This is a genomic window from Proteus sp. fly-1008 (genome assembly GCF_040140305.1).
GTDB lineage: Bacteria > Pseudomonadota > Gammaproteobacteria > Enterobacterales > Enterobacteriaceae > Proteus > Proteus vulgaris_B.
This window is the reverse complement of sequence record NZ_JBEEWH010000001.1, coordinates 375,666-393,701: the sequence shown is the minus strand read 5'-3', so window position 1 is coordinate 393,701 and position 18,036 is coordinate 375,666. Positions and strand designations below refer to the sequence as shown.

General features: G+C 33.3%; 19 protein-coding genes and 3 pseudogenes. 14 read left to right on the top strand and 8 right to left on the bottom strand.

Annotated elements, in window-relative coordinates:
• Positions 1-288 precede the first annotated feature (288 nt).
• From ABN256_RS01840 to ABN256_RS01825, 4 genes are all read left to right on the top strand, one after another.
• Positions 289-753, top strand: a complete 465-nt coding sequence (locus ABN256_RS01840; protein ID WP_349439020.1) for a GNAT family protein — start codon at positions 289-291, stop codon at positions 751-753.
• Positions 754-775: 22 nt separating this feature from the next.
• The gene (locus tag ABN256_RS01835) at positions 776-1,357 is read left to right on the top strand and encodes a hypothetical protein (RefSeq protein ID WP_349439018.1); all 582 of its coding nucleotides are present in this window, start codon (positions 776-778) and stop codon (positions 1,355-1,357) included.
• Positions 1,335-1,709 (top strand): ASCH domain-containing protein, encoded by a 375-nt coding sequence (locus ABN256_RS01830; RefSeq protein WP_349439017.1) that lies wholly within the window; start codon positions 1,335-1,337, stop codon positions 1,707-1,709. The genes ABN256_RS01835 and ABN256_RS01830 overlap by 23 nt, the downstream gene beginning before the upstream one ends.
• A 611-nt stretch (positions 1,710-2,320) precedes the next feature.
• Positions 2,321-2,722, top strand: a complete 402-nt coding sequence (locus ABN256_RS01825) for an ASCH domain-containing protein (protein ID WP_349439015.1) — start codon at positions 2,321-2,323, stop codon at positions 2,720-2,722.
• Positions 2,723-3,156: 434 nt separating this feature from the next.
• On the opposite strand, the pseudogene ABN256_RS01820 reads toward ABN256_RS01825, so the two are convergent.
• Positions 3,157-3,435, bottom strand: a pseudogene (locus ABN256_RS01820) (phage portal protein); the annotation flags it as partial.
• Between the two features lie 35 nt (positions 3,436-3,470).
• On the opposite strand from ABN256_RS01820, the gene ABN256_RS01815 reads away from it, so the two are divergent.
• From ABN256_RS01815 to ABN256_RS01805, 3 genes are read left to right on the top strand one after another with little or no spacing between them, the layout of a single operon-like run.
• Positions 3,471-3,791, top strand: a complete 321-nt coding sequence (locus ABN256_RS01815) for a phage tail protein (RefSeq protein WP_502929683.1) — start codon at positions 3,471-3,473, stop codon at positions 3,789-3,791.
• Complete coding sequence (locus ABN256_RS01810; RefSeq protein WP_349439014.1) at positions 3,791-4,888, top strand: phage late control D family protein; 1,098 nt, start codon at positions 3,791-3,793, stop codon at positions 4,886-4,888. The genes ABN256_RS01815 and ABN256_RS01810 overlap by 1 nt, the downstream gene beginning before the upstream one ends.
• Before the next feature lie 52 nt (positions 4,889-4,940).
• Entirely contained in the window at positions 4,941-5,159 is a 219-nt protein-coding gene (locus tag ABN256_RS01805) for an ogr/Delta-like zinc finger family protein (protein WP_349439012.1), read from the top strand.
• Between the two features lie 117 nt (positions 5,160-5,276).
• Here ABN256_RS01805 and ABN256_RS01800 read toward each other — a convergent pair whose 3' ends face one another.
• Complete coding sequence (locus ABN256_RS01800; protein WP_349439011.1) at positions 5,277-5,966, bottom strand: DarT1-associated NADAR antitoxin family protein; 690 nt, start codon at positions 5,964-5,966, stop codon at positions 5,277-5,279.
• Positions 5,967-5,974: 8 nt separating this feature from the next.
• A complete protein-coding gene (locus tag ABN256_RS01795; protein ID WP_349439009.1) occupies positions 5,975-6,595 on the bottom strand; it encodes a DarT ssDNA thymidine ADP-ribosyltransferase family protein in 621 nt (206 codons plus the stop codon).
• A 738-nt stretch (positions 6,596-7,333) separates the two neighbouring features.
• Here ABN256_RS01795 and ABN256_RS01790 point away from each other — a divergent pair.
• Together ABN256_RS01790 and ABN256_RS01785 are read left to right on the top strand one after the other, a co-directional pair.
• Positions 7,334-8,845, top strand: a complete 1,512-nt coding sequence (locus ABN256_RS01790) for an ATP-dependent nuclease (RefSeq protein WP_349439007.1) — start codon at positions 7,334-7,336, stop codon at positions 8,843-8,845.
• 356 nt (positions 8,846-9,201) lie between these two features.
• A complete protein-coding gene (locus tag ABN256_RS01785) occupies positions 9,202-9,354 on the top strand; it encodes a hypothetical protein (RefSeq protein ID WP_349439005.1) in 153 nt (50 codons plus the stop codon).
• Here ABN256_RS01785 and ABN256_RS01780 read toward each other — a convergent pair.
• Positions 9,304-9,503, bottom strand: a pseudogene (locus ABN256_RS01780) (phage portal protein); the annotation flags it as partial. The gene ABN256_RS01785 and the pseudogene ABN256_RS01780 sit on opposite strands and share 51 nt — an antisense overlap.
• A gap of 9 nt (positions 9,504-9,512) precedes the next feature.
• Between ABN256_RS01780 and ABN256_RS01775 the strand changes: the two are divergent.
• The 4 genes and pseudogenes from ABN256_RS01775 to ABN256_RS01760 form a co-directional block, all read left to right on the top strand.
• A pseudogene (locus ABN256_RS01775) lies at positions 9,513-9,731 on the top strand (phage late control D family protein); the annotation flags it as partial.
• Positions 9,732-9,783: 52 nt separating this feature from the next.
• Positions 9,784-10,002, top strand: a complete 219-nt coding sequence (locus ABN256_RS01770) for an ogr/Delta-like zinc finger family protein (RefSeq protein WP_109849531.1) — start codon at positions 9,784-9,786, stop codon at positions 10,000-10,002.
• 155 nt (positions 10,003-10,157) lie between these two features.
• Complete coding sequence (locus tag ABN256_RS01765) at positions 10,158-10,640, top strand: hypothetical protein (protein ID WP_349439004.1); 483 nt, start codon at positions 10,158-10,160, stop codon at positions 10,638-10,640.
• 339 nt (positions 10,641-10,979) lie between these two features.
• Positions 10,980-11,972, top strand: coding sequence for an alpha/beta hydrolase family protein (locus ABN256_RS01760; protein ID WP_340896583.1), 993 nt, complete (start codon positions 10,980-10,982; stop codon positions 11,970-11,972).
• Positions 11,973-12,066: 94 nt separating this feature from the next.
• Here the strand turns inward: ABN256_RS01760 and catA are convergent, their stop codons facing one another.
• Positions 12,067-12,708 carry a type A chloramphenicol O-acetyltransferase gene (gene catA, locus ABN256_RS01755; protein ID WP_349439199.1) on the bottom strand — a complete coding sequence of 214 codons (642 nt, stop codon included), beginning with the start codon at positions 12,706-12,708 and terminating at the stop codon, positions 12,067-12,069.
• 258 nt (positions 12,709-12,966) lie between these two features.
• On the opposite strand from catA, the gene ABN256_RS01750 reads away from it, so the two are divergent.
• Positions 12,967-13,449 carry a hypothetical protein gene (locus ABN256_RS01750; RefSeq protein ID WP_340896581.1) on the top strand — a complete coding sequence of 161 codons (483 nt, stop codon included), beginning with the start codon at positions 12,967-12,969 and terminating at the stop codon, positions 13,447-13,449.
• 88 nt (positions 13,450-13,537) lie between these two features.
• Here the strand turns inward: ABN256_RS01750 and ABN256_RS01745 are convergent, their stop codons facing one another.
• Genes ABN256_RS01745 through ABN256_RS01735 form a run of 3 tightly spaced genes read right to left on the bottom strand, consistent with a single transcriptional unit; the run spans position 13,538 to position 18,019 of the window.
• Positions 13,538-16,051, bottom strand: coding sequence for a PEP/pyruvate-binding domain-containing protein (locus ABN256_RS01745; protein ID WP_349439002.1), 2,514 nt, complete (start codon positions 16,049-16,051; stop codon positions 13,538-13,540).
• Entirely contained in the window at positions 16,035-16,916 is an 882-nt protein-coding gene (locus tag ABN256_RS01740; protein WP_349439001.1) for a phosphatase PAP2 family protein, read from the bottom strand. The genes ABN256_RS01745 and ABN256_RS01740 overlap by 17 nt, the downstream gene beginning before the upstream one ends.
• Positions 16,910-18,019, bottom strand: coding sequence for a lysophospholipid acyltransferase family protein (locus tag ABN256_RS01735; protein WP_115349793.1), 1,110 nt, complete (start codon positions 18,017-18,019; stop codon positions 16,910-16,912). The genes ABN256_RS01740 and ABN256_RS01735 overlap by 7 nt, the downstream gene beginning before the upstream one ends.
• Between the last annotated feature and the right edge of the window lie 17 nt (positions 18,020-18,036).

Below are 18,036 nucleotides of genomic sequence, written 5' to 3'. Positions count from 1 at the left end.
TTTATAAGGATGTAACTTTTTAACCCCTGTTTTGTAACCCGTTGTAACCTGTAAAAAGTTACAACAGAGTTTTTTGTAATTAGTGAGTTAGAGGTGGTTTTTGTAGGGTGTAACCATTGTAACCGGTTTCCGAGAGGGGGGATATAAATAATAGTTTCAATTAATTATTGTCTATTTCACTTCGTAAAATCGAGATAATCATGTTCATGAATAAAATTTAAGTATTGTGAGTACGATCATTTACATTCTACTAAATGTGAATAATATGAGCATATTTAAGGGGGGGGTATGGCATTAGTCGAAAAATTATTTTCATCAATAGATTTAAGCGATCCATTTTTTGATTCACTGAAAAGTGATTATCCGGAGTTTGAAAATTGGTTTAATAAAAAAAGAGACCATAATGCTATTGTCTCTATTAATGACTCCGGAAGAATCGATGGTTTTCTATACTTAAAAGAAGAAGATGAATCTTTAGATGATATGGAGCCTAGTTTTCCTAAAGAGCAAAGATTGAAATGTGGAACATTCAAAATTGATGGGCATGGTACAAGGCTCGGAGAGCGTTTTGTTTCAAAGTTAATCAATTATGCTCTTAAAAAAAGAATAAATACCATATATGTGACCATCTTTGATAAGCATGAAGGCTTAATTAGGCTTTTAACATCTGTTGGATTTGAGTTACGTTCAAGAAAGTTAAAGGAAACACCGAGTGGTAGAGAAGGTGTATATTTTAAACAAGTTACTGAATGATATTAGAAAAGGAATTGATAATATGTCTAGTTCGTTTCCTCGAATCAGATTAAATAGTCGAAATTTTTTGCTAAGTATTTATCCTGAGTTTCATACAAAATTATTTCCAGAATCAAAGTTGAATAATGAAGATGAGTCGATTATCCAAGATACTGTTTATGCGAATAGTGTAACTAAAGTATATATAACAGGAATGAGAGGTATTGATAATTTACGTATCGGCGATAACTTATTAATTTATAGAACAACTGATGGCGCGGGACCTGCAAGATTTCGCTCTGTTGCAACGTCAGTTTGTGTAGTTGCTGATATGAAGAATATTAATGAATTTTCAAGCCTTCAAGAGTTTAAAAATTATTGTGGGCAGAATACAATTTTTGAAGAACATCAACTAGATGATTTCTATCAAACAAAAAGATATCCATTTATTATCAAGTTTAGATATCATTTTTCTTTGGAGAAAAGGGTAATACTCAATGACATCGTAGATATTACAGGCTACGATATACAGGGTACGTATTGGGGGTTTGTCCCGTTGAACAATGCTCATTTTAGACAGATTTTAGAAACAGGACAGGTAAATGAAGGTCTTATTATCGATTAAGCCAGAGTATGCAGAATTAATTTTATCTGGTGAAAAAAAATTTGAATTCAGGAAGGTTTTGTTTAAAAATCAGGATGTTAAAATTGTTGTGATTTATGCTAGCCATCCTGTTGGTAGAATTATTGGTGAATTCGAAATTGATGAAATAATATCCTCCTCCCCTGTAGATATATGGAAAAAAACTGAAAAATTTGCAGGAATAAGCAAAGCATTTTTTGAGAAATATTTTCACGAAAAGGTTACGGCTTTTGCAATAAAAGTGAAAAACCCAAAGCGCTATAAAAATCCGATGCTTATAAGTGATTTTTTACCTGGAACTAAGATGCCACCACAGTCATTTAGGTACATCTAAAAAATGAGCACTTAGTGCTCATTTCTTTACTTCAAATAAATATCATTTATAAAGTTATTAAAATGATTTATATCATAAGAGTTAATTATTTCCAACCTAATGTTATCAGTTTTTGATACTTCTATAGCATTTTATCTTTCTTTTTTAATTAGCTCATCTAATGAAAATTAGATTTCAGCATTCCTTCGTTTAAATCTTTCTTTGATTATATCGGCATTATTTTCCAATAAAACTATTGCTGATAGTTCCATTTTTTTGTAAATAGAATGGTCGAGTTTCATTATTTCATTGTTTCATCGTTTTTATTAATTAAATAGAAATGACCATCTAGCAAAATATTTTTTTATGGTTATATTTTTCTAATTCGTGCAAAAGCGCTGATTGATTTTCTTCTGGGGTTAAAGCAATTTTTTTGTTATCGCCAATTTTTTTGGCGAACCTGTGATATTCATTCACTTGAGCTTAAGTGAATGAAATTATTGTTTGATTTTACAAATTTATCACATAAAAAACTTTTCTCTACCCCATGAACGCCTGAAATAAATATTTTCATTAATGTTTATTTCCTTATGTTAGAATATAAAATATTTATTTTATATAGGGGAGGGGTAATGTCAATATATATAAATGCATTATCTATCGTATACCCAGCAGTTACTAATATAATCGAAAAAAAGAAAAACGTAGAAATTAGGTCTTGGTACCCACAAGAATTACCTTTATATAATTTATTGTTGGTAGAGAATAATATATATCTTAATAATGATGATGATATGGATATGAATGCTACTGCTATTGCTATAGTTGATGTGTTTTCAGTGAAAAGATGGACATTACATGACTTTATAAATCAAACTGAAGAGGTAACGCTAAATAGAGTATGGAAAGACAACTATTATATGTGGGATATAGGTAATGTCCGGATTTTAAAAAGATCTTTTAAATGTTATGCGAAGAAAGGTATATATCAATTAGAAATAAATAAGCCTGAGCTATTACAATATAAAATGTAAATAACCTCACAATTTCGCATAAAATTGCACAAATTTAACGTTAACCAATTTGCTACTCTGCACCTTTACTGGCGTGGCTTGCTATCATCGGCACAATTGCACAAAAATATCCCCCTTTAGTGCGCGGGCGTGGCGGGGTCACGATTGCGTTTTGAGGGAGTTAAAAACATTATTTCTCGCAAATTTCCAGCGCGTAGAGCGATTAAAGCAAGAAAAAGTTATCTAGGTGTCAAATAAATTACATGCGCTTAAAATGGATTGTAGGCGAATTTAATACAGGTTTGAGAGGGTGAAAATTAGGCGGATTCGCCTTATCAGGATGTAAACGGTATAATAGAATTGGGTTACTATTATTATTAGTCAGACCGATACTTATATCTTACAGGTAAAAAAATACCGCCAGTGTCGGCGGTATTGTTCTTTATGCGGTGAGGTTACTCATCATCTAGCGTGTACTTATCAAACTTAATCACTTCTTCACCTAGCCAATCATTAATCTGTAATATCTTGCTTTGCAGTGGCGCCAACTCATTACGAAAGAAAACCTTTGCCGCTTTTTCTACGTCACCAAAGCCACCGGTATTCTGTGGAATGATCCCCATCATTTGAGGCGGTACACGGTGTGCCGCTAACATATCGTCACGGCTAACATTCTTGATATTGAGAAATTCATCTTTCGCCGCAATCTCACTGAGTGGAATAACTTGTACGCCGACCGGCACAACAATTTATTGGCCCTGATACTGATGTGATCACTTTATCGGGAGCGCTTTATCCCTCATTAACCGGCGGTAAAGTGTCGTTGTTGGCATTGGAATTAATGGCGGATAGTGGTAAAGCGTGGTCGTTTATTGATGGTACGGGCACCATTCACGGCATGTTTGTGATCACCGATTTACAACGCACTCACACCGAATTTTTCCAAGACGGTGCCGCAAGAAAAATTGATTTCTCTCTGACATTAAAACGGGTGGATGACTCCATCAGTCAGATGTTGGGAGATTTAAGCGACCAATTAGGCATGATGGCCAATGGTGCCGGTGAAGCAATGAAAGGGGTTTTATCATAATGTTGCCAGAAATGATCACCGGTAAAAGTAGCACGCCGGCTTTTGTGTTAATCGCTGGTGATGAAGATATCAGTGCCAAAATTCAAGGGCGATTAATTTCGCTTTCATTAACGGACAATCGGGGCTTTGAAGCTGACCGGCTTGATATTGAGTTAGATGATTCTGACAGCGCGTTAATGATGCCAAAGCGGGGTGAGGTATTAACTTTACATCTTGGTTGGCAAGGTGAAAACCTTATTCATAAAGGCTCGTTTACGGTCGATGAGATAGAGCATTCAGGTGTACCGGATAAAATGACATTACGCGCTCGTAGTGCCGACTTTAGGGCAACGCTGAATGTTCGCCGTGAAATGTCGTACCATCAAAAAATATTAGGCGATATCGTCAGAACCATTGCAGGGCGTAATAATGTCACGGCGGTGGTTGATCCTGGTCTTGATACGGTGAAGATTGAACATATCGACCAGACCAATGAGTCAGACGGCAGTTTTTTAACGCGTTTAGGGCAATTGAACGGTGCCACCGCCTGTGTTAAAAACGGTAATTTGCTGTTTATGGTGCAAGGGAGCAATACCACCGCTAGCGGTCAAGCATTACCGTTAGTACAAATCACCCGTAGTGTGGGGGATGGGCACCGTTTTTCATTGGTAGATAGAGGCGCTTATACCGGTGTCACCGCCAATTATTTAAACACTCGTAAACCGCAAGAGAAAACACAATCACAAATTCGGCGCAGAAAACCAACTACTGATAAACCGAAAAAAGAAGAAGAGAAACAAGGGGAGTATCTTGTTGGTGAAGAAGGTAATGTGATGGTGTTGTCTCACACTTACGCGAGTAAAACCAATGCCGAACGCGCCGCTAAAGCCGCATGGGAAAAAATACAGCGAGGCGTTGCTTCATTTAGTATTACCCTTGCGAAAGGGCGTGCAGATCTCTTTCCTGAATTACCGGTACAAGTCAGCGGTTTTAAACCTGAGATTGATGAAGCCTATTGGACGTTGGTTACGGTGAGTCATTCACTGAACAATAGCGGGTTTACCACCTCGTTAGAATTAGAAGTCAAAAGCAGTGAGATAGATATGGATAAGGAATAGTGCCTGTGTATAATTACAGGTAATTTCCACATCATAAAGAGGTAACCCGTTTATGATGATTTGTCCTGTTTGTGGTCATGCCGCGCATACTCGTAGTAGTCAGCAAATATCTTCCGATACCAAAGAACGTTATAACCAGTGCCAGAATATAAATTGTGGCGCAACGTTCGTCAGCCATGAAACCGTAACACGGTTTATTTCAAAACCTCAATTGATTGAACGGGTAGAGCCGCATATTGATAAGTGTTGTCAGCAGGTGTTGGGGATTTAGCTAGTTATTTTATAATGGAAGGTTGTGATAAATCGGTATAGCAGTTAAAAATATCTTTTTAGTTTTATCTTAATTTTAGAGCCCTTTATGGTGGGCTCGGGTTTAAAAACTGAGTTTTTATATCAGATTGTGTTGGATGGAATAATTTTCTACTCCGTAATGATATGATAAATTAGATAAAAAGCTATTTTGTGATGATAGTACGTCTTTTAATTTGTTCCTCTTGACCAAAGAGACATATAAAGCAGCTGCTCTAGCTTGGCAATTTATCGATTTGGCTGGATTAAATTCAATATCCGTAAATCCATCAAAATTTAATAAATATTCTGCTAACTTTTTGTTTTGGTTGAGTGCACTTAAATACAACCAATCATAAAAAGCTGTTCGTGGAATAAGTGGCCAAATTGTATTATAAAATTTAAAACTTATAAGGTTCCCAGATTCTTTTAATCTTATATCTTTTTTTGACTCTCTGGAGTTTTTATCTAATAGATCGACATAAGGCCCTCCATTTTCGAAAACTTTGCTTGCTTGGAATGCAGACTCTACCGTGAATTCTTTAGCAAGTAATTTTGTTTTGATTTTTAGGTTAAATGCGCTAAGAGCAACCCCTTTTTCATCTTCTGATTTACTCGATATCTCTAATAAGTTAGTTATTCCTTGAGCATTAGCTGCCGTATGTAATGCTCTAATTGACTTCTGCTTTTGTATTTTTGCCATGCCAGGGGCCCAAAGAAAATCAATATCCTTTGTTATAGATAATATATCTCCATGTAATGAAGGTATAAAAATAGGTCTAACAGCCATAACTTATCCTAATTTAAAAAATAGTCTCTATGAGAATATAATGTTTTGCCACTAAGATTAGCATAATATCGATGTTCTATTGTTGGATGCAAATTATCAAAATATAAGGCAGAATCTTGATTTGGGTGATAAACATTTAAAAAATAGGATGTTTCAATTGGATCAAAAACAAGAACTTCTGCTTGAACATCTGTAGGATACTCGCTTGGTAGAATACTATTTCTTTCCTGTGAAAAGGTATCATTAAACATAGCATTGAAGGATTCTGGGTTTTTCATCAAGGATGCATCATTGAATCTAACCATATTAGATGCTGCATTTGTGGGATAAAAAGCACAATCTTTATCCCATAAAATAGCAGGAGATAATGCTAATAATACCCAGTCATTTGGAGATGAACATCTATATCTATAAAACATTCGTGAATTAGGATAACTTACTGATAAACAAATAGCATCTAGATGCCCATCTATTCTAAGATCGTCATTATGTCTATACCCCGTATTCATATTATTCAAAGCTTCTCTGCTCATTAATCCATTATTTATGATTGAAGAAAGATTATTACGGTGGGTAAAGTGGAATAATCTAGTGATATTCCGTTGCTGAACTATTTCTTGTATGGACATCATTACCTTCCTATTATTAAATATAAAAAAAATTAATGTTATTAAGTGTTTTTAACATATATATAAAATATATTAATGTGATGATGATCAAACAAGGTTATGAATAATAAAATATTATTTATATATGAAGGTGAGTTCAAATTTTATAGTAGTTAACTTGATTTAGGCGAAAAATTTATGTATTAGTGAAATTCATAACGACTTTTTGCGTTATGAAAGTTTTTTGATAATTATTCACTAACTTTAACGCTTTTTAAATCAGGTATCCACAATGAGTTATTAATGTGGACTAAATATACTTCTTTGAAAAATAACCAAAACAAAAAGCCTCTCTTTCAAGAGGCTTTCAGAAATGTGGCCAATATGTGGACATTGACGCTGATTAAATTCTTTTATATCCGTGTGTTAAGTTGGTGTAAAAAGTCTCATTAAGCGCCTTTGATTACTTAATTCGCACGACTGCAAAATAAGTAAAGCAAAATCTCTTTAAATATGAAATTGATCTATTGTATTTAAAGCGATAGGTGTTATGTTTTTTAATTTAAAATGGTAAAATTCACAATTAAAAATAATTTCAGATACTTCTTGTTTCTACTTGATAATGGTTTTCCTGCTGAAAATATTAATATGTTAAATAATAACTACTACTCAATGAAAGCTTTAAATACTTATTTATTTATGTATTAATTACTCTGAACATATAAACATAAAACTTCATTGAAATCACGAGAAAAAGATATGGAAAAGTCAATAGTTATTAACAACATTAAAAATATTAAAACGCTAAGTTTTTCTTTACCTCCTACAGGGGTGTATATCTTAACAGGAAAAAATGGCACAGGAAAAACAACTCTTCTTACAGCTCTTCACCGCATAGGCTTTAGTAATGCTTTTGCTAATTCATTTAAAACAACTAATAATTCTAATAAGATAGATAATTACCAAAACGCATCTATTATTTATAATGTCATGGATAAAAGTGTGTCTTACTCATATGGAAATACAAGATGGGCACCAACACCGAGAAAGAATAGCACTATTTTGAGTGAATTCGAATATCCAGAAGTAAGGTTTATCGCAGCTGATTCGAAAAGAATTGAAGCAACCAATGATGAATTAAAAGAAAAAAATATTTTACCTGTAAGCGCAGAAATTAATAAAGAAATGGTTAATATTTTGTTAAATGACAAATTTGATTCATTATGTTACGTGAATACTAAAAGAGGAAAGGGAAGTAGAGCATATCTTATAAAACATAAAACAGCAGCAAGAAAGACCATATATTATAGTGAGAAAAATTTCAGTCTAGGTGAACTATGTATTCTTAGATTGTTAGTTAATTTAAATGAGATAAAGGATAACTCTTTAGTTCTAATTGATGAAGTTGAAATGGCACTACATCCGCAAGCACAGTTAGCATTATATGAGTATTTAAAAAATATAGCTAAAAAAAAGAGTCTAACTATTATATTTTCGACTCATTCAGTAAGCCTTATCAAAACAGCATCAAGAGATAATATATTGTTATTATTAAATGATGGATTAAATAATGTGAGATGTGAGTCAAAAGTTTATCCTGCCCAAGCACTTGGAGAATTAGCGTATCAAGATGAAATTCAACCTGATTTTATTTTCTTTGTAGAGGATAAAATGGCACTTTTGTTATTAACATCAATGATAGAAAAACATAAGATTATTTCTTTTGCTACTAGGCCTGTACCTACCTACAAAATAGTTCCTATAGGGGGGTTTAAACAAGTTATTGAATTTATAAGTGATTCTAATTTTATTCTTAGTTCAAATATAAAAACATATGCATTTTTAGATGAGGATGTAAAGAGTGAGTCGATAGTTGAAGCTCAACAAAATAAGAAATATAAATTTTTAGAATTAGTGGAAAAAAATGAAGAAAAAATAAAGTACTTGCCATGCACTCCTGAACTTGGTTTGATGCAATTTTTATTGAAAGATCCTATTAATCATCAAAAAAAACTTGAAGAAAAAAATTCTGGAATTAAATTTGAGTTAAATAGAATTTTCTCCTTAACGGAATTTAGAAAAATCGAAGGGGATAAACCCAGAGATGTTGCAAAAAATCAACTGGCATTTTTAATTGATGATTTGAAATCAAAAGTAAAGATGCATGATGAAAATATTATTAATATGTTATTTGAACACTATGTTCATTATTTCTATTCTGATAGTGAATTTAAAAACCTTAAAAATTTATTTGGTCCAATATTAAAGTGAATTTAGCATAATATAATGAAAATACTATATTGTTTAATACTACATGTTATTACACAATGTTAGTGTTAATTCATTTACTAAAGCTATACATGTATTGGCGCAGGATTTGCGTCTCTGGAGGCCTACACAAACCTTATCTCTTTTGTGCGCAGGCGTGACGGGCTCACGATTGGCTTGATGGGTTTAAAAGCATTATTGTTTGAAAACTTCCAGCGTGTAGAGCGATTAAAACAAGAAAAAGTTATCTAGATATTAAATAAACTATGTGCGCTTAAAATGGATTGTAGGCGCATTCAATACGGGTTTGAGAGGGTGAAAATTAGGCTAATTCAACTTATCAGAGGGTGAATGGTATAATGGAATTAGTCTCTATTACTATTATTAGTCAGACCGATACTTATACCTTACAGGTAAAAAATACCACCAGTGTCGGTGGTATTGTTCTTTATGTGGTGAAGTTACTCATCATCCAATGTGTACTTATCAAACTTAATCACTTCTTCACCTAACCAATCATTAATCTGTAACATTTTACTTTGTAGCGATGGCAGCTTATTACGAAAGAAAACCTTTGCCACTTTCTCACGTCACCAAAGCCACTGGTATTTTGTGGAATGTTCCTCATCATTTGAGGTGGTACGCGGTGTGTTGCTAAAACCGTGTGGGAAAAATACAGCGGTGTGTTGCCTCTTTTAGTATTACCCTTGCGAAAGGGCGTGCAGATCTCTTTCCTGAATTACCGGTACAAGTCAGCGGTTTTAAACCTGAGATTGATGAAGCCTATTGGACGTTGGTTACGGTGAGTCATTCACTGAACAATAGCGGGTTTACCACCTCGTTAGAATTAGAAGTCAAAAGCAGTGAGATAGATATGGATAAGGAATAGTGCCTGTGTATAATTACAGGTAATTTCCACATCATAAAGAGGTAACCCGTTTATGATGATTTGTCCTGTTTGTGGTCATGCCGCGCATACTCGTAGTAGTCAGCAAATATCTTCCGATACCAAAGAACGTTATAACCAGTGCCAGAATATAAATTGTGGCGCGACGTTCGTCAGCCATGAAACCGTAACGCGGTTTATTTCAAAGCCTCAATTGATTGAACGGGTAGAGCCTCATATTGATAAGTATTGCCAACAGGCATTAGCGATTTGATGAGGATGTATGAAAGATACTAAGTATGACGGTATTTTTTCTTCTCATATTAATTATTGTAATTTTTTCATATTCATCTAATTTTGAGGTATCTATTGAAAAGATTCTTTTAATAAGAACATATTCTATATTTATCTCGGTTTATGGAGTGTTTTATGTACAAAAAACATATTTTAGCGTTATCTGGTACTAGTAACTCAGGGAAAACGACAACGATAAAAGTAATACACAAAAAATTACTTAAACATTTTGAAGGTCATTGCATAGAAACTAATTATCTAAGTAAAAGGGCAACCACTGAAATTTTGCGTATTATTCAAATAGATGAATTTAAGATTGGAATAGTAAGTAAGGGTGATCCTATGGATATATCAGATCCTACATGCCTTAAAAATAGTTTAGCCTTTCTTATGAAAAAAGGATGTCATTTAATTATTTGTGCATGTAGAACTAAAGGAAAAACGGTTGAATACATTCTGGAATGTAAGCCAAAATATGCATCTATATTCTATGATAAAAATAAAGAAGCTACTGAACTAAAGGAAGATAAATGGAAGGAGGTTGCAAATAAAGTATTTGATAAAACGATTTGTTTTTATAAAAAATTTGTTGAAGAGAATAATAAACTTAAGAATTAACTTAATAAATAGTTTTTTATAAAAAGCCAGTCAATTTGAACTGCACCCCAAAATGTGGTCAACATGTGGACATTGACGCTGATTAAATCCTTTTATATCAATCTATTAAAGTAGTATAAAAAGCCTCACTTAGCGCCTTTGATTACTTGATTCGCACGAGTGCAAAATAAGTAAACTAGACTTAAAAATTAACTATCTTGCATTGTCAAAAGCATCTCAATTGAGATGCTTTTTTTCTGCCTTGACTTGTTGATTTATCGAAAAATCTCTATTCATAAACCTCAAACAACCTATGCTATTATCTCATAACTTAAATAATCTATAGGGAAGTTGATTGATATGAATATAAAAATTATGAGTTTTAAACAAATTGTTCCTGCAATTCTTTTTTCTTTAGCGAGTATTAGCTCTTTTTCTGTTAATGCAGATCTCGAAGTTCGTGATGAAACTTTATTTGAAGCACATCAGCGTTTTAAAACCGTAATTATAAATGACAGTTTTGATAATATTGATCCACCTTGGGAAGCGCCACCAGAAATATTTAATGTTATTAAATATCCAGCTAAACCTGGTGATATGTATGCTTATTTAACACCACCCCCTACAGATAAAAAAACGAAATTACCTGCCGTGATCTGGTTAAATGGAGGCTATGGTGGAATAGGGGGAGATGACTATTTTTGGCAACCTAAACCGGTTGATAATGACCAAACGGGGGCTATTTTCCGTGATCCTAATATGGTGCTGATGATCCCATCTTTTCGAGGTGAAAATACCAATCCTGGCCGTTATGAAATGTTCTATGGCGAATTGGAAGATTTAGAATCAGCGATAGAATATTTAGCATCATTACCTTACATTGACGCTAAACGTATCTATGTCGTCGGTCATAGTACTGGGGGAACACGTGCATTATTAGCGAGTGAATATAGTGATAAATTTAGAGCTGTTTTCTCCTTAGGGGGAATACCTGACCTAAAATTACGTGCTGAAGGTGATATGATCGTTGAGCTACCCTTTGATAGTAATAAAGAAGAAGAATTTAATGTTCGCTCAGTATATCGCTATATTAAATCGATAAAAACTCCAACATTTTACTTTGAAGGACGTGGTTATTTTTGGAATGAGTTTAACGAATTACGTGCAGTGGCAATGGTGAATGATATTCCATTAAAAATCTATAGCATCAAAAATGGGGATCATTTCAATATTATAGTACCTGTTAGTAAATTAATTAAAGACAAAATTTTATTAGATACTGATACAAATAAAGAAAGCAATATTCGATTTACTAATGAAGAAATAAAATGGATCAATAAACAAGTTAGATAATAATTTAATTCATATTTGAAAAGGTTTATTTTAATAAATCGCTCTTTTATTAAATTGATAAAAGAGCGAATTTCTTATCTAAATTTCAATATGCTCAAACTGAAAAATCATCACATAACTCTTGAAGTTTATTGACCATTCTTGCTATATGAAAGCCATCGCAAGTAGCATGATGTACTTGAATGGATAATGGTAATAAAAATTTGTCATTTTGTTGAATGAATTTACCCATCGTAAAAATAGGTGGGTAATAGTCTTTCACATTCGCAATATTTAAATTAAAGCCATCAAAACTAATCCATGGGATCATCGAAATACAAAAGTGATTTTCAGGAAAGTTAGGTTTTGCAGATAGGTTAAGATTCTTTTTATATTGTTGAAAATCTTGATTATATCCTTGTAAAAAAGTATCGAAATCATCAAAGTACTCACTCCATAACTCTGAAAAGGTTTCAGTTTCTGGATGAAAAATTGTATATGCAGGGTTGGTATAATCCCAAATAACCAATTCATCATTCTTTATAGCCATTCTAGATTCAGGATAATAATTAACCGTTTTTGCAATCAAATAGACCATTGCAGGATAAAACTTAAGATTGTTTTTAGTTAATATAGCCTTTAAGGCAGTAATATCTATCTTTGTTGTTAAGCTAAAACCACATTGCAAGTTATGACGGTAATGTAAAAAGTGTTCTTTTCTATCCCATTGTTCTAATTCGATTTTTTTATAATTTATTTTTTAAGCCCTTCTTATTAATTTATAAATATGTTTTTTAACGAAGAAGGGCAAAATAGGTTGTCTGTATAGGCTGCATAATAATTCCTTACGTATTTTATTATTATAAAAGATAATATAATGTATTATTACATAAACTATTAAATATTAAAGGTATTTTTATGCTGACACTAAATTATAATAACATTATTTTGGAGAAAGACATTAAGTGTATTATGATAAAAAAGATTACTATTTGAAAAAATGAAGGGATTTATGATGCAAGCTAAACTTGCTTATCAATGGAAACAGCAAAGACGTGGAAGGCTCTCTTTTTTAGGTTTAGAAATTGCTTGGTCAATTTTATTTGCTATTGTCGAAAACTTAGTATATCGCTGGTATATATTATATTATCCTGAAAATGCAGATTTAATAATTGAAAATATCTTTTATTATCAATTTTCTTTTACGTCATATGGCTTAATCGAAATCGTATTTTTAATAATACAGATTTACATATTCACTCTGATTTTATCACAACGAGTGAGAGATATTGGTATAAGTTATCCTGTCATCATTTCACTTATTTTTACAGCTAGTCCTATATTATTAATGCCATATTTACTCTTTAATGCGCCAACCATGTTGATGGTGCTTTTTGTTGTTTTATTAATAGGTGGGTTAGTTGCCTTACTTGCACCTTCTGCTTATAAAGTTGATATCGACATTAATAAAGTGCCAGAAGAAAAAGAAAATAATTAGTCAAAAAATGTGTTGTTTGAAACGAGAAAAGCATCTAAAAAGATGCTTTTTCTGTTCAAGGCGTATGGCTCATGATGTTTTCAAAGAATTAAGATAAAATCTCAATGACGCCTTTTTGTCCATCAACTCTGACTCTTTGTCCATTTTTTATTATATTCAATATATTACGAACGCCCATAATGGCAGGTAATCCTAATTCTCTGGCAGTAACAGCACCATGAGATAATGGGCCACCACTTTCGGTAATAATGCCCGATGCGCGATAAAAAAGCGCTGTCCAAGCCGGATTTGTTGTTCTTGCAACTAAAATGGCATTTTGTGGAAACTCGGCAAAATTTTCAGGGCCATGAACAAGATAAACTTCACCTTCAACAATGCCTGCACTTCCAGCTAATCCTTTTAATAGGTGCTCATTTGTATTAAGTTCATCACTGCCATCTTCGCCATAAACCCACTGCGGAGTAACTGATTTTGCTTTTAAATACTCAGCCTTATTTTGGTATATATGATGGCGTAACTTATTCCAAGTCGTAGGATTATCTGCAAGAATTGCTTCAGCTAAAGGTTTTTCATTAGCAAAATAAATATCCATAGGGCAGTCTAAGACACTACGAATAACCAGTCGTTCTCCTAATGCTTTTAATCCGCGACGCATCGGTAAGGCTAATCGTGTTGTTTGATAATGCTCTAAGTCATCAAGTGCAGTATAAACTCGAGCTAATCGAATGATCTCTTGTAAGAAAAAACGTAACTCTTCAGGGGCATCAGAAATAATTGAAAACTCAGTTTCTGATTGTAGAATTTTTTTACCTAATGGAGAGTCTGCTTGCTTATCATCAGCTAAATCTGCCATAGCCTTAATTTGAGTCAACACAATGTGCGGGGCATCCAGCCAAGTTGGATGATACGCATCAAAGTCTAATTCTCGATGACCGTGGTTTGCTAAAAATAAGGAAAATTGCTGGTGAAAATGGGGATCACATTCTTCAATTTCTTGCATAATGTTTTCGGGAACAATAGATGTTATAAGTTCGAGAAGTTTAGGTTGCTGACGAACATAACGAGAAAGAGTCCAAAGTTCTACGTTCACTTGTCCAGTTTTAGTTTCAGACATTGCAATTAAATTATCGAATGCAATATGTGCATATTTTTCCTCTTTAAAAAAGAGTTTTAGCAAGGCCATAAGTGCGGAATAGAGAGAGCGTTGAGTCAATGATATAGCAATATTAGGTAAGAAGTAGTCAGCACCTAATTTATTAATTCTTTGCACATAATCCCATAGTTGGGACAAGTTTTTTTCTTCTAATGGTTCATTCATTAATGCTCCGATTGAGATTAAGTATTTATCTAAATCGCGCATCCAAGTAATAGGTAATTCTTGTACCCAACTAAATTTTTGTGCTATTTCAGGCAAAGATTTTAGTAGGGTAGGTAAATCATTCATCATTGAGGTGGGAAGCCGATTACTATACAAAGAAACCGCATTTTGGTTGCCATAAATATAATAATCTTGCATTCCGAACCATTTACCATTAAATGAAGGAAGCCCCATAAGATTAAGGCTAAAGTTTAATGATGAATGAAAACCTGCTTCACACATATCCCATGTTAATGGCGTGATAGGATTAGGAAATCTTTCTGCTGATTCTTCTCTTGTCCAAATTGGCGCAATTTGTGTCACATTTCGTGATTGTAAAAGCCATAATTTTCCATCATGAAATGCCCACTCTATATCCTGTGGAAAATCAAAATATTTTTCTGCTGAAATAGCTAGTTTAGCCACTTGTTTACACTGTTCAGGTGTTAAGGAAGGTATAGATTGATTTTGAGGTTCGAGAGGTAAAATTTCAGTACCATTATTCACCATCACAATGGCATTTATTTTCTGAGAAATTGTTGTTTGCTTTAATTCTAAACTTTCTCTATCAACGATAAACTCATCTACAGGATCTTCACCTGCGACTACGGTTTCACCTAAACCGAAGGCTGCATTAATTAATACGGTAGAAAGAGAACCTTGAACGGGATCAACAGAAAAAGCAACACCTGCTGCTTCTTCTTTTTGAACATCAATCATCCTTTGTAGTACAACAGCCATTGATGCTTGAGTATGCGGTAAATTTAAATGTTGACGATAAAGCATGACGTGAGTATGCCATAAAGAGGCATAACATTGGCGAATAGCGTCTAGTAAACGAGGTAAGGTTTTAATTCCTAATAATGTGTCATGCTGGCCAGCAAAAGCTGCTCCGGGCATATCTTCTAATGTTCCGGATGAACGCACGGCCAGAGCGGTATCATTCAGCTGAAGGTTATTTAACATTGTGCTTAGAGAATGAATTAAACTTTCAGGCATAGGTGCTTGTAAAATAAGATGCCGAATATTATTACTAATTGATTCAATTTCTTGCTTTTTATCTGATAATAAAAGATTAATTTTAGGGAGCAAAGGGGTAATAAATAACTGATAAGCTTGGCAAGAAAGAATTAAACCATCAGGAACAGGCAGTGATTGAATCGTTTTCGCTAAACTTGCACCTTTACCTCCGCTAATAGAAACTTCTGAAGCAATAGGCTCGTTAATTTTATAAATGAGTTCCATATTCGACCTTATTATTTTTACCTGTGATGTAAAGTACCCATAATGCAAGCAAAGCACCGACAATAACATCAATGCCATAATGGTAATGCAAATATACAGTCGCCAAAATCAGCCCTATTAAGATAGGAAATAAACAATAAGCTGTTTTTTGATAACCTGATAAATAGAAAAAACCAACAATATAGAGCGTTATTCCAGTGTGCAATGAAGGAAAAACATCCATTTCTGTAATGCCTTTATCAACGAGATCTGTCAGAAATAAAGTCATGGCACCAGAGTAAACGGGATAGTTAAAATCAGAAGGAAATGCAGAGTAAGGGCCTGCGGCTGGAATAGTAAAGTAACCAATAAATCCAAAAAAATACATCAGCATTAAACCGAAAAAATAGTTTTTAGTCAGTGCGTTATTTCGGCTAAAAAAGAAGAACAGGGCACTACCAATAATTAAAAAATAGAAACTAAAATAGCAAAAAGCAAGGAGTTCACTTAGCCATCCTGATTGTAAAAAAATGGACCATTCGGGTAAGCTTTTTCCAAACCACAAGAATTTATCCAAAGCATATAAAATATCATCAAAACTCCATTGGTATAATCCATAGCGGATTGATTTAAACAAAGGAAAAATAGTCCAACATACAATTAGTTGTAACAAACCTAGCCAATAAAATCGCGAATGACGTGTTGAATGTTGATTTTTATATCCAACAAAAACCAATAAAATCCACAAAAACAAACCTAAGAAAATAGGTGTTAGCATTTCTGTAGCATGAATTAACCAACTGCCATAAGTGCCAAGTCCCCAAATAATAAAGAGTTGTACAGAAAATATATGGTTAAAAAGCATCCTAGCTTTAGTCGTTAACATATTTGAGCGCCTTTCTTCCTTATCAATATGAAGCCGAATAATGCACTGACTAAGCTTATACCAATAAATAGAGGTGAAAAGAATAGGAGCATGACTAAGATTGGAAGCCAAACAGCTGAAGCAATAGCGCCACCTAATATTTTAAAGAAGCTAACGGTATTGCGTGCATCAGCAAAATGAGATGCGATAAATGATGAAAGTAATATTGGGAATAAAATATACATAAATAAAAATGAAATATAACGCCAAATTAAAATAGAAGATTGAGAGGTCTTTTCTATAGTCTTATTGCTATTATCTTCTTGAGATAGATTATTTTGATAATCAATAAAGGATTCAGCATAAGAATATCCTTCTTTGTTTTTATTAAAAGCATAGGCTGAAGCTTTTTCAAAAATATCAATAGTTGGGCAATTAACGGAAATTTTATTTAATGCATCAGATACTTCTTTATGAATATTTTGCTCCCATTCTCTGATTGATAAATTATCTTTTTTCGAGTCTATGCATATATTTTCTCCAATATAAACTTCAACTTTTGAACTGAATTTGTCAGGCGCGATATAAAACAATCCCATAGGAATAATATCAAAATTAACTCCCTCACTGATTAATGTTCTAATAATTCTTGCCGCTCCTCGTTGATAAGGTAAAGGCTTGAAACCCCACTCGCTACTACCTTCTGGAAATAAAAGTAGGTCTCCACCTGCTTTTATGTGTGCAATTGCCGCATCTGAAGGGCTTGAAAATATATTTGTATTTATACCTAAACGTTGTCTATCCTTTTTTCTAACGACGGGAATACCCGTAAAAAAAGTTTTCATTATGTAGCTATTTAATAATTGTATTGATGCTAAAGCCTGAGCTCTAGGGAATGCCTTCAAAGCAATGTAACCATCAAAAGCACTGTTCCGATGACTACAAAGAATTAGCTTTGGAAGTGTATTTTCGGTTTGATATCCATTATGGTAAATAAGTGAAATGTTTGAGAAATAGATTTCTCTAATTGAAGTAGATATGAATTGATAATAAAAAGGAAGCTCAGAACCAGCAACAAAAGAGGAGGTTTTTTTTATTTGGGAAGGTAATATTGAATTAGGCATAAGATTTCCTTACATTA

Bases quoted from the DNA above. Each gene is read 5' to 3' on its own strand.
- ABN256_RS01840 (WP_349439020.1), top strand. From the start codon at position 289: ATGGCATTAGTCGAAAAATTATTTTCATCAATAGATTTAAGCGATCCA.
- ABN256_RS01835 (WP_349439018.1), top strand. From the start codon at position 776: ATGTCTAGTTCGTTTCCTCGAATCAGATTAAATAGTCGAAATTTTTTG.
- ABN256_RS01830 (WP_349439017.1), top strand. From the start codon at position 1,335: ATGAAGGTCTTATTATCGATTAAGCCAGAGTATGCAGAATTAATTTTA.
- ABN256_RS01825 (WP_349439015.1), top strand. From the start codon at position 2,321: ATGTCAATATATATAAATGCATTATCTATCGTATACCCAGCAGTTACT.
- ABN256_RS01810 (WP_349439014.1), top strand. From the start codon at position 3,791: ATGTTGCCAGAAATGATCACCGGTAAAAGTAGCACGCCGGCTTTTGTG.
- ABN256_RS01805 (WP_349439012.1), top strand. From the start codon at position 4,941: ATGATGATTTGTCCTGTTTGTGGTCATGCCGCGCATACTCGTAGTAGT.
- ABN256_RS01800 (WP_349439011.1), bottom strand. From the start codon at position 5,966: ATGGCTGTTAGACCTATTTTTATACCTTCATTACATGGAGATATATTA.
- ABN256_RS01795 (WP_349439009.1), bottom strand. From the start codon at position 6,595: ATGTCCATACAAGAAATAGTTCAGCAACGGAATATCACTAGATTATTC.
- ABN256_RS01790 (WP_349439007.1), top strand. From the start codon at position 7,334: ATGGAAAAGTCAATAGTTATTAACAACATTAAAAATATTAAAACGCTA.
- ABN256_RS01785 (WP_349439005.1), top strand. From the start codon at position 9,202: ATGGAATTAGTCTCTATTACTATTATTAGTCAGACCGATACTTATACC.
- ABN256_RS01770 (WP_109849531.1), top strand. From the start codon at position 9,784: ATGATGATTTGTCCTGTTTGTGGTCATGCCGCGCATACTCGTAGTAGT.
- ABN256_RS01765 (WP_349439004.1), top strand. From the start codon at position 10,158: ATGTACAAAAAACATATTTTAGCGTTATCTGGTACTAGTAACTCAGGG.
- ABN256_RS01760 (WP_340896583.1), top strand. From the start codon at position 10,980: ATGAATATAAAAATTATGAGTTTTAAACAAATTGTTCCTGCAATTCTT.
- ABN256_RS01750 (WP_340896581.1), top strand. From the start codon at position 12,967: ATGCAAGCTAAACTTGCTTATCAATGGAAACAGCAAAGACGTGGAAGG.
- ABN256_RS01745 (WP_349439002.1), bottom strand. From the start codon at position 16,051: ATGGAACTCATTTATAAAATTAACGAGCCTATTGCTTCAGAAGTTTCT.
- ABN256_RS01740 (WP_349439001.1), bottom strand. From the start codon at position 16,916: ATGTTAACGACTAAAGCTAGGATGCTTTTTAACCATATATTTTCTGTA.
- ABN256_RS01735 (WP_115349793.1), bottom strand. From the start codon at position 18,019: ATGCCTAATTCAATATTACCTTCCCAAATAAAAAAAACCTCCTCTTTT.